This window comes from Bradyrhizobium tropiciagri (genome assembly GCF_001189845.1).
Lineage (GTDB): Bacteria > Pseudomonadota > Alphaproteobacteria > Rhizobiales > Xanthobacteraceae > Bradyrhizobium > Bradyrhizobium tropiciagri.
Map to the genome: position 1 here is coordinate 1 of NZ_LFLZ01000124.1, position 13,643 is coordinate 13,643.

Below are 13,643 nucleotides of genomic sequence, written 5' to 3' on the forward strand. Positions count from 1 at the left end.
ACCGCATTTGGGGATGAACGGGATTGCGGCCCTGGATCGCTCAAGCAATACGCATTCGGGGTAATGGGTCCTGGCTTTCGCCAGGACGACGCTGAATGTTTGCCGCAAGGGCGCGCAGCTAGGCCGGCTTCTTGACGATCTCGAAGCCTCTCGCCGCCAATTCCTTCAAAATGTTCTTTGCCAGATGGGAGCACTCATCCGGCTTGATCCAGCACGCACTCCGCCAATCCGGATCGTCCTCTTTGGAATATGCGGTGAACGCGGACCGGATTCCGGCTTCGATTGCATCAGCGGCATCGACGGGCATCGGCGTGCCTCCTCGGCTTCCCTCGCATGAGAGACTTCACGGAATATAGGGGGTACTTTTGACCCAAATCAACACCGGACCACGGGCTTGTTTTGCCGACACAAGCCAGCGAATGAAGCTGCGCCAATCCGCCCTTGCTCGACGCTCGCTCCAATCACGCCGGCACGTTCGGATCCGGCGTCACCTTCGGATCCGGCTTGTTGACGAGATAGAGGCCTGCGATCACGAACAACGCCGCGACGCCGAACACTGGGGTCAGCGTGTCGTGCATGACGAAATAGGCCGCGACGACACCGAACAGCGGCGTGACGAAGGTGAAGGCCGAGAGCTTGCTCGCCGAATAGGTCTTCACCATCGCAAACCAGATCACGAAGGTGCAGCCGACCACCCAGACCGCCTGATAGGCGAGCAGCGAGATCGACAGCGCGCTCGGCACGTGCTCGATGCGCTCGCCTGCGATCCAGGCCGCGAGGCCGAGGATCGGGATCGAGATCGCGACCTGATAGCCGAGCGCCTTTTCCGGCGCGGCCTTGCGCAGCTGCGTGCCCTTGGCGACCAGCGTGGTCGCCGCCCACAGCGCGCCGCCGCCGACCACCATGAGGTCGCCGAGCAGCACCTTGGCATCGACATTGGGTTGCGGCACGCCGATCGCGAGCGCGACGCCGGCAAAGCTCAGCGCCAGCCCACTCCATTGCACGGTCGACAGGCGCTCGCCGAGAAACTGGTGCGAGCCGAGCGCGACGAAGAACGGCGCGGTGTAGAGGAACACCGAGGCGCGCGAGGCCGAGGTGAAGACGAGACCAGTGAAGATCAGCACGAACTCGCAGCCGAACATCAGCCCGGCGATGATGCCGGGCACCAGCGTGCCGTCGCGCTCGAAGAATTTGACGCCGCGCAAATGGCCGACGATCAGCATGACCGGCAGCGCGCCCGAGGAGCGGATCAACGCCTGCAGCATCGGCGGCACGTCGGGCAGCGCGAGCTTGACCGCAAGCTGGTTGAAGCCCCAGCTCACGCACAGCATCAGCATCAATGCGATGGCGCCGGGCGGCAGCCCGTGGCCGACGCTGGCGGGCCTCGTGACGGTGGCAGAGATCGCTTGGGTCGACATGTTTCCTCGCGGGCCGGCTTGCTGCCGTGTTGTTCTGTTTCAGTCTCGATTTAGGCCGTCATTGCGAGGAGCGGAGCGACGAAGCAATCCATGCCTCAGCAAGCGGGGAGATGGATTGCTTCGCTCCGCTCGCAATGACGGGGAAAGACTTCGGAATATCTTGGCGACAATCATTTCTGGCAATGCGCGCAGGTGCCGGCGATCTCGACCACCGAAAGCTTCGGGATGAAACCCGATGCCCGCGCTGCGGCGGTCAGGCTTTGCGCGACGGGGGCGGCCGGGATCTCGCCGACCGAGCCGCAATGGTCGCAGATCAAGAACGCCACCATCGAGGTCTCGTCATGGTCGTGGGCGCAGGCGAGGAAGGCGTTGCGGCTCTCGATGCGGTGCACGAGGCCGTTCTCCATCAGGAAGTCGAGCGCGCGGTAGACGGTAATCGGTGCCGGGCGCGGCATGGTCTTGGCCAGCTCGTCGATCACCTCATAGGCGCCGAGCGGGCGGTGGCTCGACAGCAGAGCCTGCAGCACCTGGCGCCGGATCGGGGTGAATTTCTGCCCGCGGCGCGCACAAACCTGCTCGGCATGCGCCATCGCGTCCGCGGCGCAGCGGCCGTGATCGTGGTCGGGGGCGGGAAAGGTCGGCTTGGCCAGGCTCATTGCCTCGATATGTAGCATTTTTGCGCCCGTTCCCATAGCCCGGCCCGGACCCGGTCCGGCGCCGCCATGCAGCCATGTGCGCAATGCGGAGCAGCCCTCCGTTAACCCGATGTGCAGAATTCATAAGCAAGCTTATTATATCCCAAGCTTATGGAGATGACATTGATGCGCGGTTCCGTGGACGCGAACTTCATGTTTACGCTGGGCGAATTGTTCCGGCTGATCCGCGTCTATGCGGACAAGGAGGCCGCGCGCTACGGCATCACCCGCGCGCAATGGGCGGTCCTGTCCAAGGTGGAACGCCAGGAAGGGCTGAAGCAGACCGAGCTCGCCGAGCTGCTCGAGGTGCAGCCGATCACGCTGACGCGGCTGATCGACAAGCTCTGCGACAATGGCTGGATCGAGCGCCGCAGCGACGAGAACGACCGCCGCGTCAACCGCCTCTATCTGAAGAAGGCCGCGCGCCCGCTGCTCGGGAAGCTCGCAGGCCTGCGCTCCGAACTCACCGCGACCGCGCTCGAGGGCATTAGCCCCGCAGACGCGCACCGCCTGCTCACTCAATTGGAATCGATCAAGGAAAACGTTCGCAATGCCATCCAAAGCCCAGCCGGCGAGCCCTCCCGAAAGGAACAGCGCTATGGCTGAACCCGTCCTCAAACTCGCCCCCGAGCAGAAGAGCAATCCGGGCGTATCGGCGCCGGCCGGCAAGGCCAGCCGCGAGCCGCGCCGTCGCCTGATGGCAGGGCTGCGGCGCTATCGCCGCGTGCTGCTGCTCGTCGTGCTGCCGATCGTGGCTGTGATCGCCGGCGGCATGTTCTATCTCAATGGCGGCCGCTATGTCGGCACCGACGACGCCTATGTCGGCGCGCAGAAGGTGCTGATCACGCCGGAAATCTCCGGCAAGATCGACAAGATCGTCGTCAGGGAAGGCCAGCACGTCAGGAAGGGCGACGAGCTGTTCGAGATCGACCCGGTGCCGTTCCGCCTCGCGGTCGACCAGGCGAAGGCGGCGCTCGACCAGACCCGGACCACCTATGACAATCTGGTCGACAACATCAAGATCAATACCAGGATGCTGGAATTCGCCCAGCAGAGCATCGAATTGAAGAAGCGCGACGTCGATCGCAAATCGACGCTCGCCAAGCAGAATTTCGGCTCGCAGCTCGACCTCGACAACGCCGCCAACGCGCAAGTGACCGCCGAGAGCCTCGCGCAATACATCAAGCAGCAGATCTCCAAGGACAAGACGCAGCTGCTCGGCGATGTCGAGCTGCCGATCGAGAAATTCCCGCCCTACGCCCAGGCCAAGGCGAAGCTCGACGACGCGCAGCGCAACCTCGACCACACCGTGCTGCGCGCGCCGATGGACGGCGTCGCGACCCAGGTGGACCAGATCCAGCTCGGCCGCTTCGTCACCGCGGGCGCGCCGGTGTTCTCGGTGATCGACGTCGACCATCCCTGGGTCGATGCCAATCCGAAGGAAAGCGACTTCACCTATGTCGCGGTCGGCCAGCCGGTGACGCTCGACGTCGACGCGTTCCCGAACCACGAATTCAAGGGCAAGATCGGCTCGCTGTCGCCGGGCACCGGCGCGCAGTTCGCGATCCTGCCGCCGCAGAACGCCACCGGCAATTTCGTCAAGGTGGTGCAGCGCGTGCCGGTGCGGATCTACTTCGACGAGAACGATCCGTTCGTGAAGAAGCTGAAGGCCGGCATGAGCGTCTACGCCACGATCGACACCAACCACCGCCGCACGCTGGCCGGCCTGCTCGGGCTGCGCTCGGCCTCGGCGCACCCGGATCACCAGGACTGAGATGGAGCAAGATCGAAGCCCAGCGTACCACCTCTCCCCTTGTGGGAGAGGTCGGATTGCATCGTCAGATGCAATCCGGGTGAGGTTACGCTCTCTCGTGGAACCTGATCCCCCTCACCCGCGCCTTCGGCGCGACCTCTCCCCGATGGGGAGAGGTGATTCCCGCTGCAATCAGCGAACAGGACTGAACTGAATGAACGCACCGTCACCATCCGCCGTACCCGGCATGCGCCGGAACATGGTGACGATCTGCGCGATGACCGCGACGATCATGCAGGCGCTCGACACCACGATCGCCAACGTCGCGCTGCCCTATATGCAGGGTTCGCTGTCGGCCTCGCAGGACCAGATCAACTGGGTGCTGACCTCCTACATCGTCGCAGCCGCGATCATGACCGCGCCGGTCGGCTGGATCGCCAATCGCTACGGCCGCAAGCGCATCTTCATCATCTGCTCGGCCGGCTTCACCATCGCCTCGGTGCTGTGCGGCCTCGCGCAGGACATCAACCAGATGGTGCTGTTCCGCCTGTTGCAGGGAGTGTTCGGCGCCGCGCTCGTGCCGCTGTCGCAGGCCGTGATGCTGGATTCCTATGCGCTGCATGAGCGCGCCAAGGCGATGTCGATCTGGGGCATGGGCGTGATGATGGGCCCGATCATGGGCCCCTCGCTCGGCGCCTGGCTGACCGAGACCTATTCCTGGCACTGGGTGTTCTTCGTCAATTTGCCGTTCGGCGCGATCACCGTGCTCGGCCTTGCGGTGTTCATGGACGAGACCAAGCAGGACCTCAACCTGCGCTTCGACTGGTTCGGCTTCGGCGCGCTCGCGGTCGCGATCGGCTCGCTGCAGCTGGCGCTCGACCGCGGCGAGCAGCTCGGCTGGCTGGAATCCAACGAGATCATGATCGAATTCATCATCTCGGCGATCGGCTTCTACTATTTCTTCGCCCATTCGCTGACCACCAGCCGGCCGTTCATCCAGTTCGCGCTGTTCAAGGACAAGAACTTCCTCGGCGGCTGCGTGTTCATGACGGTGATGGGCCTCGTGCTGTACTCGACGATGGCGCTGTCCTCGCCTTACTTGCAGAACGTGGTCGGCTACCCGATCATCACCGCGGGCCTGCTGCTGGCGAGCCGCGGCTTCGGCACCTTCGTCGCGATGATGCTGGTCGGCCGCCTGATGCGCTACATCGAGGCGCGCACGCTGATCATCTCCGGCCTCGGGCTGACCGCGGCCTCGCTGTTCCAGATGACCGGCTGGACCGACATGACCCAGGCGAACGAGATCATCGTCGTCAGCGTGATCCAGGGTTTCGGCTTCGGGCTTGTGTTCGTGCCGCTGTCGACGGTGGCGTTCCTGACGCTGCCGAACCAGCTGCGCACCGACGGCACCTCGATGCTGACGCTGCTGCGCAACGTCGCGAGCTCGGTCGGCATCTCGATCGTGATCGCGCAGCTGACGGAAGGCGGACGGCGGATCTACGCAAAACTGTCGGAGCAGATCAATCCGTTCAACCACGCGCTGCAGATGCCCGACGTATCAGGCATGATGAACCTCAACACCGATGCCGGCCGCGCGATGGCCGACAGGATGGTGGCGGCGCAGTCGCAGATCATCGCGTTCTCGCACGACTACCAGCTGGTGATGATCTTCATCCTGGTCTCGATCCCGCTCGCGCTGATGATCGGCTCGACCAAGGCCGCGCTGCGCGCGCAGTCGGCACCGTCGGACCATGCCGCGGTGATGGAGTAACGTCCCCACCCTGCCCTGGAGGGGGAGGGTCGTTGCGCATGCAGCGAAGCGGAATGCGCAGCGGGGTGGGGTGGCGGTCTCTCCACGTCCAGCAGTGCCCGTGTTGAGAGATCACCCCACCCCGGCACACATTTCGCTTCGCTCAATGTGAGCCGACCCTCCCCCTCCAGGGGAGGGTGAAACCGCTCTCACATTTCTTGACTGCAAACTCAAAGCGCACTCGACCAAAGCGCAAGACACTGCGCTCGCAATCGCGTTGACTTTCCAACCTCCCCTCCCAATACTCCCCGAAAATAATACCCGTCACACAACTGACGGTTTCAGGGGAGGACGCGATGCCGACTTCACGCAGGACGCTGCTGAAGACTTCAGCGGCTGCCGCCGCTGCTTTCAGCTTCGATTGGACACGCGCGCAGGCGCAGGCCGAGACGGTCCGGATCGGTGTGATCTACGACCTGACCGGTCCGTTCGCCGCCGGCGGCTCGGTCGCCTCCTCGATCGGCACCCAGATCGCGATCGATCTCGTCAACGAGAAGGGCGGCGTCGGCGGCAAATACAAGATCGCACCGGTCAACGTCGATTCCCAGAGCAAGCCCGATGTCGCGATCAACGAGGCCAATCGCCTGATCGACCAGGAGAAGGTCGACATCCTCAACGGCGTGTTCGCGAGCTCGCACGCGGTGCCGCTCGCCGCCAAGGTCGAGCAGCAGAAGCGCATCCTCTGGATCACGACCGCGGTCTCGACCGCAGTGTTCAAGGACAAGAATCTGCAATACGTGTTCCGCGCGCAGATCCATTCCGACCAATACGGCCAGGCCTTTGGCGGCTTCCTCGGCGAGCACGCCAAGGCCAGGCTCGGCATGGAGCCGAAGGACGTCAAGGTGGCGCTGATCCATGAGGACGGGCCCTACGGCGTCGGCGTCGCCGCCGCTGATGAGACCTTCGCGAAGGAAGCCGGGCTGCAGGTCGTGCTCAAGGAAGGCTATTCGGCCTCCGCGCCCGACCTCTCGGTGCTGGTGACCAAGCTGAAGCGCGCCAAGGCCGACATCATCTCGCATGCCGGCTACAACCCCGACATCACGCTGTTCCTGCGCCAGGCGCGCGAGAGCGGGCTAAAATTCAAGATGCTGTTCGGCGCCGGCGCCGGCTACAGCCAGCTCGACAAGCTGCGCGCGACCTTCGGCGCCGACATCGACAATTTCTGCAACATCGACCCCGTGCCGGCGCAGCTGCTCGATCCCGCCAAGCTGGCGCCCGGGGTCGGCGATCTCACGAAGACCATGGTCGCGCGCTACCGCGAGAAGACCAGCGCCACCGAAGTGCCGCCGCACTGCTCGATGGGTTTCAACCAGACCTGGATCCTGCTCAACAACGTGCTGCCGGTCGCCAAGGAGAAATATGGCGGCTTCGATCCCGAGGCGATCCGCAAGGCGGCGCTCGATGTCGACATCCCGCCGGGCGGCACCATCCAGGGCTATGGCGTGAAGTTCTATCCGCCGGGCACGCCGATGTCCGGCCAGAACGAGCGCTCGACCCCGGTCGTGATGCAGAACGCCGGCGAGCGCATCACCGTGGTGTGGCCGACGAATATAAGGACGCAGGACCCGGTATTCCCGCTGCCGAAGGGATCGGTGTACGGGGCGTAGGGCGTACCAGTTGCGGTTGTCCGTCCCCGTCATCCTGAGGTGCGAGCCTCTTCGGCGAGCCTCGAAGGATCGACGGCCCGGCTGGTGGCCGATTCATCCTTCGAGGCTCGCAAGGGCTCGCACCTCAGGATGACGGGTCGGGCACAATAAGCGCGGACGAGACGACGGCGATCTCGCTGTTGCCGGCAACCTACAGCACCACCCGCCGCCCCTCGTCCGCCGACCAATACCCTGCGTAGTTCACCTTCGTCGTCTCATACGCCAGCGCGAGATCGGCGAGCGGTTGCCGGCCGGTCGCGACGCATTCCATGAAGTCCTGGATCTCCTGCAAGTACCCGCGGGTCCATTCCTCCTCGAGGCAGACATATTGCCAGCCGGTTTTGCGATCGACCTTCTCGGTGATGTAGACGCTCGCGAGCTTCTCCTCTGAGGTCTGGTAGCTGGTCAGATGCGTGTTCGGGGTGATGTTGGCGAACAATGAGCCGCCGCTCGTGTAGGTCTCGATCAAATTGCGGACGCCGCCCATGATCATGTCGCCGGAGAACACCGTCGCCTTGGTACCGTCGGAGAAGGTCGCGGTCAGCGTGCCCCAATCCTCGACGTCGACCGGATTGGCCTTGATGTAGGCGCGCTCCTCCGGCTTGAGGGCGGCCGTGACGTTGCCGACGTCGCAGGTGACTCCAGCGACGGTGATGGTCTCGCCGCGGGCCTTGGCCTCGACCTGCTTGAGATAGAGCACGGCCGACAAGGGATGGCAGCCCATCCGGATCAGCGAGCCGCCGCCGGTCATCGCCCACTCTGCGGCGTGCCCGGCGTGCGAGCCGGAATGGCTCTCCTCGCCCTTCATGAACAGGATCTTGTCGCGCGTCGCGCGGATGATCTCCGCGATCTTGGTCACCGCCGGCGCGTAGATCCAGTCCTCGGCATACATGAACAGCCTGCCGGTCTTCTCGATCGCGGCGCGCGTTGTCTCCATCTCCTCCATCACGCGCTGGTACATCAGCGCCTTCGGCACGTGTTTGCCGATCGGCGCTCTGTCGCCATCGCGGCCGAAATAGCCGCTGAACGGCTTCTCGCAGATCACGTGCTTGCCGGCCTGCATCGCCTCGACGATCATCGCGGCATGCAGATTGGGCGGCGTGCAGATGTCGATGACATCGAGCTCGCGGTCGGCGATGAGCTCGGCAAAGCTGCGATAGGCATTGGGAATTGTGTGCTTGCGCGCGAACTCGATGACATGATCACCGCGCGCCGCGACCGCCCTCACCTCGACATCGACGCCATAGACGCGCCGGTACGCGTACATGTGCAGCTCCGATACGAAGCCACAGCCGGCCAGACCGATCCTGATTTTTGTCATCTGAGGATGCCTCTGAGGTCGCGGGGTTGGCACCCATCATAGCCGAGCAGCGCAGCCGGTCGATGCATGCGGCGGCAGAAAAGCGCCTGCCGCCCTCCGATCATTGCGTGAGCTTGGCGACGCCCATCTTGGAGAGCAGGGTCAGGTTGTCCTCGATATGCCAATTGTCGGTGACACGGCCGCCGGTGACCTTGAGCAGATCGGTGGCGATGAAGTCGATCGCCTGGCCGCTGCCCTTGGTCGTACCGAAGCTGCCGGTGAAATGCCCGCGGAACTGCATGTGCACGGTGACGTAATCGACGGCCACGATCATCTTGACCACTTCGACCGAGAGATCCGGCACTGCACCACGAAAATTCTTCGAGGCAAAGGCCGGGCCCTGCGGCCCTTGCGGGCGGCCGGCCGGCAGGGTGTGATCGATGAACTTGTCTGATATCGCGGCCTTGAGCACAGCCTCGTCGCCGCTGTTCCAGAACTGATAGAACGCCTTCGCCGCGCTGATCGTGGCATCGCGTTCGGCCGCCGGAACCGCGGTCGCGACGACGAGATCGTCGATCTTCACCTCGTCGGCACGTGCGGGCGCCGCGAGCAGCACGCCCATTGCAAGCGCTGTGGCGGCCAAGATATTACGCATTGTCTTTGCTCCTCGTTGCGGCATTGCGCTCGCGAAACACCAGTTCGAGCAGGATGCCTGTCGGCGTGCGGACGAACAACCGGCGCTCGCCGAGCTCCGGCAGGTCCATGGTGGAATAGGGAATGGCGAGCGTCTCGATCTTGTGGCGATAGGCCTCATAGCCTTCGAGGCGGAAGCCGACATGATCGATGGTTTCGCCGCGTGGATCGTTGGGAGTGCCCTCGCCCGGGACCAGATGCACCACCGGCTCCCCGTCGGCATAGAGCCAGTAGCCGGGGAAGGCGAAGCCGGGGCGATAGCCCGGCTTCACGTCCAGCAGATTTTCCAGGAAGGCACGGGTGCCTTCCAGATCCTTGGTACGCAGGGTGACGTGGTCGAGCATCGATGCCTCCCGCGGTCAGGCCGTTGGTCCGGGCAGGCCGGTCACGCTGGGCGCGCCGCGCTGGATCACCTGCGTGTTGGCGCGATTGGCGAGCGCATAGCGGGCGATCTCGTCCTTGCGTGCGAACCAGACATCGCCCTTGCTCTTGGCGTAGGACAGGAAGCGATCGAGCACCCGCGCGCGGCCGGCATGGCCGGAGATGCGATCGTGCAGGCTGATCACCATCATCCGACGGCGCTTTGCGCCCTCCTCATACAGCTGGTCGAACTCGTCCTTCAGCGCCTGCTCGTAGGCGGCCGGATTCCAACCCTGGAACGGGAAGGAGACGATGTCGTTCATGTGCATCGTGTAGGGCACGGTGACGAAATCCTTGCCGCGCACCGGCACGATGAAGGGCTCGTCATGGCTCGGCTCGTCGATATGATAGAGGAAGCCGAGGTCCTGCAGCGTTTCCAGGATGTGCACCGAGTTGCGCATCCAGTACGCGTTCCAGCCGATCGGGGTTTGTCCCGTGATCTTCTGGATCGTCTCGACGCTGTCGGCGATGAAGCGCTTCTCCTGATCCTTCGGCAGCTGATACGAGTTGCTCCAGATCCGGCCATGCGCAGCCGCCTCATGGCCGCGGCGCACGATCTCCCTGGCGATATCGGGCGAGGTCTCGACCGCCTTGCCGATCATGAAGGACGACAACTTGATGCCGTGCTTGTCCATCAGGTCGAGGATGCGCGGGATGCCTTCATAGTGGCCGTAGGCGAAGAACGCGTTGGTCGGCAGATCGGGCACCCCCTTCTCGATCGGATCCGGGATGACGCCGCCGGCGCCGGAAATCGGCTGGCCGCCGCCCTCGAACATGAGGGACAGGCTGACCGCAAGGCGTGCGCCGTTGGGCCAGAAGCCGCCGCCATTGGGCGGGGCTTGGGTCTCGGATGCAGCGTTGGCCGGTTGGGCCGCGGCACTGAGCCCGGCAGCAGCCAGGGCGCCGGCGGCGCCAACGGCCTGGAGGGTTTCGCGGCGGCTGAGTTGGATCGAGGAGGAAGAGTGGGTCATGGCTGATCTCCGTGTTGATGGAAATCAACCTATGCTCTTTCCGTTTGGAGTATTATCTGTTGTAGATTGAACATATCTTCCACTTATTGGAAACAATCCATGCTGGACGACATCACCGAGCTGCGCACGTTCGCGAAGATCGTCACGTCAGGCAGCCTGTCCGCCGCCGGTCGCGAGATGGGGGTGGCGCTTAGCGTCGTCAGCAAGCGGCTCGCGACGCTGGAAAAGCGGACCGAGACCAGCCTGATCGTGCGCAGCACCCGCCACCTCGCGCTCACCGAGGAAGGACAAAGACTGTTCGACCGGGCACAGCGCATCCTCGCCGAGGTCGATGAAGCGGAGGCCGCGCTCGCACACGGCCGCGTCGAGCCGCAGGGCGTACTGCGGGTCAGCGCGACCGTCGCGTTCGGCCGCGCGCACGTCAGCCCGGTCTGCCGCAATCTCGCGCTGACCTATCCGAAAATGTCGGTCGAGCTGATGCTCACAGACCGTCTCGTCGAGCTGATCGACGAGCGCATCGACGTCGTGATCCGCATCGGCATGCCGCGCGACTCCGACTTGATCATGCGCAAGCTGATCGACAATCACCGCATCATCGCGGCGTCACCGGGCTATGTGATGCGACACGGCGCGCCAACCTCGCCCGAGGATCTCACGCAGCATAATTGCCTGCTCTACAACAGGGGCGCGCAGGCGCGATGGAGGATGGTGCACGGCGACGGCCGCACCGCCGAGATCGAGGTGTCGTCGCAGCTGCGCTGCGATAATGGCGAGGTCGCGCATGACTGGGCCGTCGACGGCGCCGGCCTGATCATGAAGAGCTGGGTCGATGTCGCGCCCGATCTCGCATCCGGCCGCCTGGTGCAGGTGCTGCCGGAGTGGCGCAGCGATCCCGCGCCGGTCTGCGCGCTATTCGCGCAAGGACGCCAGATGCCGACGCGCGTGCGGTTGTTCCTCGACGCCATCTCGAAACGGATGGCCGCGTTTCAGAACGCCGGTGGCGCCTAGCGCTTCGCCATCACAGCGTCGAACGCGGCAGCCATCGCTTCGCGCGGCGCCGTCATTCCCGTGAACCGCTTGAATGCATCGGCCGCCGCGTTGATCGCGAGGTCGCGCCCGGTCAAGACGCAGGCGCCTCCGGCCTTGGCCGCTGTCAGCAGCGGCGTCCATAGCGGTGTGTAGACGGCGTCGGCGACCCACATCGACGGATGCAGCAGCGTATCCGGCACCGGCGTGTCGCGGCTCGGCAGCATGCCGACCGGCGTCGCGTTGACGAGACCTGCGGCCCCGTCCACCGCGGCCTCGACGCTGGCGGCGTGAACCGCGTGATGATCTTGCAACAGGGCCGCCAGCTGCGCAGCCTTTTCAGCATCGGCGTCGAAGATGCGTAGCCCAGCAACACCAAGGCCGGCGAGCGCGAAGGCAATCGCCTTGCCGACGCCGCCGGCCCCGATCAGCGCGATCGGGCCGCGCGGCGCGCTGGCGAGCAGAGGTTCGATCGCACGCGCAAAGCCCGTGGCATCGGTGTTGTGCCCCACCAGCCGTGAGCCATCGACGACGATGGTGTTGACCGCACCGATCGCGCGCGCGTCCGGTGCGAGCTCATCGAGCAGATCGACCACCGCCTCCTTGTAGGGAAAGGTGACGTTGACGCCGGCAAAGCCGAGCCGCCGGATGCCCTCGAGCATCGCACGCAGCTCGTCCCGCCCGGCGCCGTTGACCTCGATCAGCTGGTAGTGCGCGTGAACGCCGAGCGCGGCGGCGGCCTGCTCGTGCATCGCAGGCGCCGCCGAATGCGCGATCGGATACCCGATCAGACCGGTCAGGAAGCGGTCGCGCATCGTCCCTCACATCGGCAGAGCTCAGCTCATGCGGTCGAGCCGAGCATAGCTGTCTTCCATGCCGTGCTCCATGCCGGTCGCGAGCATCGCCGCGCGCGTCTCGGCATCCGGCAGCGTCATCCGCATGGTCATCACGGTGCCGTCACCGTCAGGCGCAAAGCGGGTCTCGACATGATTGTCCGGCGTCGGATCGGGCAGATGCATGCGCTCGACATGCACGATGCGGCTGAACGGTTCGAGTTCGACGTATTCGCCGGTGAGGTGAAACCCGCCGCCCTTGCCGTCGGTCCATTCGTAACGGATCCTGCCGCCGGGCCTGAGCTCGCTGACGCAGACCGGCATGGACCAACCTTCCGGGCCGAGCAGCCATTTCTGCAACAGCTCCGGCTCGGTATGCGCGCGATACACCGCTTCGGGCGGCGCGACGAAGCGCCTGGTCACGACGATATAGCGGTCGCCTTCGGTCTTCAGCGTCAACTTACTCATAGGGCACCTTCACTTCTCAGGCTTCATGGCGGCCAGCACTCCGTCCAGCCGGTCGTAATTGGTTTCCAGCGCGCGGCGCAGCATGCCGAGCCATTGATCGATCTCGGCAACCGCCGTCGGCGCCAGCCGGCACGGCCGCTTAGTGCCTTCGATCCGCCGCACGATCAGGCCGGCGCCCTCGAGCACCTTGAGATGGCGGGAGATCGCGGGCTGGGTCAGCTCGAACGGCTCGACCAGCTCCATGACCGTCGCCTCGCCCAGAGCGAGACGCGCCAGGATCGCGCGGCGGGTCGGATCGGAGAGCGCCGAGAAGGCGGCATCGAGGTTGGCCATGCTTGATCTCATATCCTTTATATAAATTACTTGTTATATAAACAGGCACGCATGGTCAAGCAAAATCCGCTGCGGCGAAGGCGCGCAGCGGATTCGGGTCGTCCCTTCAATGCTGGATTGGCGTGCCGATTGGCGCGGTCACAGGCTAGACGTCGAAGAACACCGTCTCGTCGTTACCCTGCAGACGGACGTCGAAGGTGTAGGCGTTGCCGCCTGTCTTCTTCGCGATCAACGTCGCGCGGCGATCGGCCGGCACCAGCGCGAGGGTGGAGTCAGT

15 protein-coding genes and 1 pseudogene are annotated in these 13,643 nt (G+C 64.5%); 5 read left to right on the plus strand and 11 right to left on the minus strand.

The features are described 5' to 3' along the window. Positions 1-118: 118 nt before the first annotated feature. The 3 genes from AKN84_RS42875 to AKN84_RS42885 all read right to left on the minus strand — a co-directional run bounded on the left by AKN84_RS42875 (position 119) and on the right by AKN84_RS42885 (position 2,074). Positions 119-307: a hypothetical protein gene (locus AKN84_RS42875; RefSeq protein WP_050426364.1), complete on the minus strand. Its 189-nt coding sequence runs from the start codon at positions 305-307 to the stop codon at positions 119-121. A 154-nt stretch (positions 308-461) separates the two neighbouring features. Further along, positions 462-1,418, minus strand: a complete 957-nt coding sequence (locus tag AKN84_RS42880; protein WP_050426365.1) for a DMT family transporter — start codon at positions 1,416-1,418, stop codon at positions 462-464. A 170-nt stretch (positions 1,419-1,588) separates the two neighbouring features. Further along, positions 1,589-2,074: a Fur family transcriptional regulator gene (locus AKN84_RS42885; protein WP_028338147.1), complete on the minus strand. Its 486-nt coding sequence runs from the start codon at positions 2,072-2,074 to the stop codon at positions 1,589-1,591. A gap of 162 nt (positions 2,075-2,236) precedes the next feature. Here AKN84_RS42885 and AKN84_RS42890 point away from each other — a divergent pair, with 162 nt between their 5' ends. The 4 genes from AKN84_RS42890 to AKN84_RS42905 all read left to right on the plus strand — a co-directional run bounded on the left by AKN84_RS42890 (position 2,237) and on the right by AKN84_RS42905 (position 7,283). Then, positions 2,237-2,719 carry a MarR family winged helix-turn-helix transcriptional regulator gene (locus tag AKN84_RS42890; RefSeq protein ID WP_050426377.1) on the plus strand — a complete coding sequence of 161 codons (483 nt, stop codon included), beginning with the start codon at positions 2,237-2,239 and terminating at the stop codon, positions 2,717-2,719. Next, the gene (locus AKN84_RS42895) at positions 2,712-3,887 is read left to right on the plus strand and encodes an HlyD family secretion protein (protein ID WP_050426366.1); all 1,176 of its coding nucleotides are present in this window, start codon (positions 2,712-2,714) and stop codon (positions 3,885-3,887) included. The genes AKN84_RS42890 and AKN84_RS42895 overlap by 8 nt, the downstream gene beginning before the upstream one ends. 193 nt (positions 3,888-4,080) lie before the next feature. Further along, complete coding sequence (locus AKN84_RS42900; protein ID WP_050426367.1) at positions 4,081-5,637, plus strand: MDR family MFS transporter; 1,557 nt, start codon at positions 4,081-4,083, stop codon at positions 5,635-5,637. Between the two features lie 335 nt (positions 5,638-5,972). Next, the gene (locus AKN84_RS42905) at positions 5,973-7,283 is read left to right on the plus strand and encodes an ABC transporter substrate-binding protein (RefSeq protein ID WP_050426368.1); all 1,311 of its coding nucleotides are present in this window, start codon (positions 5,973-5,975) and stop codon (positions 7,281-7,283) included. 190 nt (positions 7,284-7,473) lie between these two features. Here AKN84_RS42905 and AKN84_RS42910 read toward each other — a convergent pair whose 3' ends face one another. From AKN84_RS42910 to AKN84_RS42925, 4 genes are all read right to left on the minus strand, one after another. After that, positions 7,474-8,643: a Gfo/Idh/MocA family protein gene (locus AKN84_RS42910; protein WP_050426369.1), complete on the minus strand. Its 1,170-nt coding sequence runs from the start codon at positions 8,641-8,643 to the stop codon at positions 7,474-7,476. A 100-nt stretch (positions 8,644-8,743) separates the two neighbouring features. Beyond that, positions 8,744-9,277: an ester cyclase gene (locus tag AKN84_RS42915; protein ID WP_050426370.1), complete on the minus strand. Its 534-nt coding sequence runs from the start codon at positions 9,275-9,277 to the stop codon at positions 8,744-8,746. Next, positions 9,270-9,659 carry a VOC family protein gene (locus AKN84_RS42920; RefSeq protein ID WP_050426371.1) on the minus strand — a complete coding sequence of 130 codons (390 nt, stop codon included), beginning with the start codon at positions 9,657-9,659 and terminating at the stop codon, positions 9,270-9,272. Before AKN84_RS42920 ends, AKN84_RS42915 begins: the two co-directional genes overlap by 8 nt. Positions 9,660-9,674: 15 nt before the next feature. Then, on the minus strand, positions 9,675-10,706 hold the full coding sequence (locus AKN84_RS42925; RefSeq protein WP_050426372.1) for a polysaccharide deacetylase family protein: 1,032 nt from the start codon (positions 10,704-10,706) through the stop codon (positions 9,675-9,677). A 99-nt stretch (positions 10,707-10,805) separates the two neighbouring features. Between AKN84_RS42925 and AKN84_RS42930 the strand changes: the two genes are divergently transcribed. After that, the gene (locus AKN84_RS42930) at positions 10,806-11,714 is read left to right on the plus strand and encodes a LysR family transcriptional regulator (RefSeq protein WP_050426373.1); all 909 of its coding nucleotides are present in this window, start codon (positions 10,806-10,808) and stop codon (positions 11,712-11,714) included. On the opposite strand, the gene AKN84_RS42935 is transcribed toward AKN84_RS42930, so the two are convergent. The 4 genes and pseudogenes from AKN84_RS42935 to AKN84_RS49790 all read right to left on the minus strand — a co-directional run. Next, a complete protein-coding gene (locus AKN84_RS42935; protein ID WP_050426374.1) occupies positions 11,711-12,547 on the minus strand; it encodes a shikimate dehydrogenase in 837 nt (278 codons plus the stop codon). The two genes, AKN84_RS42930 and AKN84_RS42935, sit on opposite strands and share 4 nt — an antisense overlap. Before the next feature lie 21 nt (positions 12,548-12,568). Beyond that, the gene (locus AKN84_RS42940) at positions 12,569-13,033 is read right to left on the minus strand and encodes an SRPBCC domain-containing protein (protein WP_050426375.1); all 465 of its coding nucleotides are present in this window, start codon (positions 13,031-13,033) and stop codon (positions 12,569-12,571) included. Between the two features lie 9 nt (positions 13,034-13,042). Then, a complete protein-coding gene (locus tag AKN84_RS42945) occupies positions 13,043-13,366 on the minus strand; it encodes an ArsR/SmtB family transcription factor (RefSeq protein ID WP_050426376.1) in 324 nt (107 codons plus the stop codon). Positions 13,367-13,511: 145 nt separating this feature from the next. Further along, a pseudogene (locus tag AKN84_RS49790) lies at positions 13,512-13,643 on the minus strand (protocatechuate 3,4-dioxygenase subunit alpha); the annotation flags it as partial.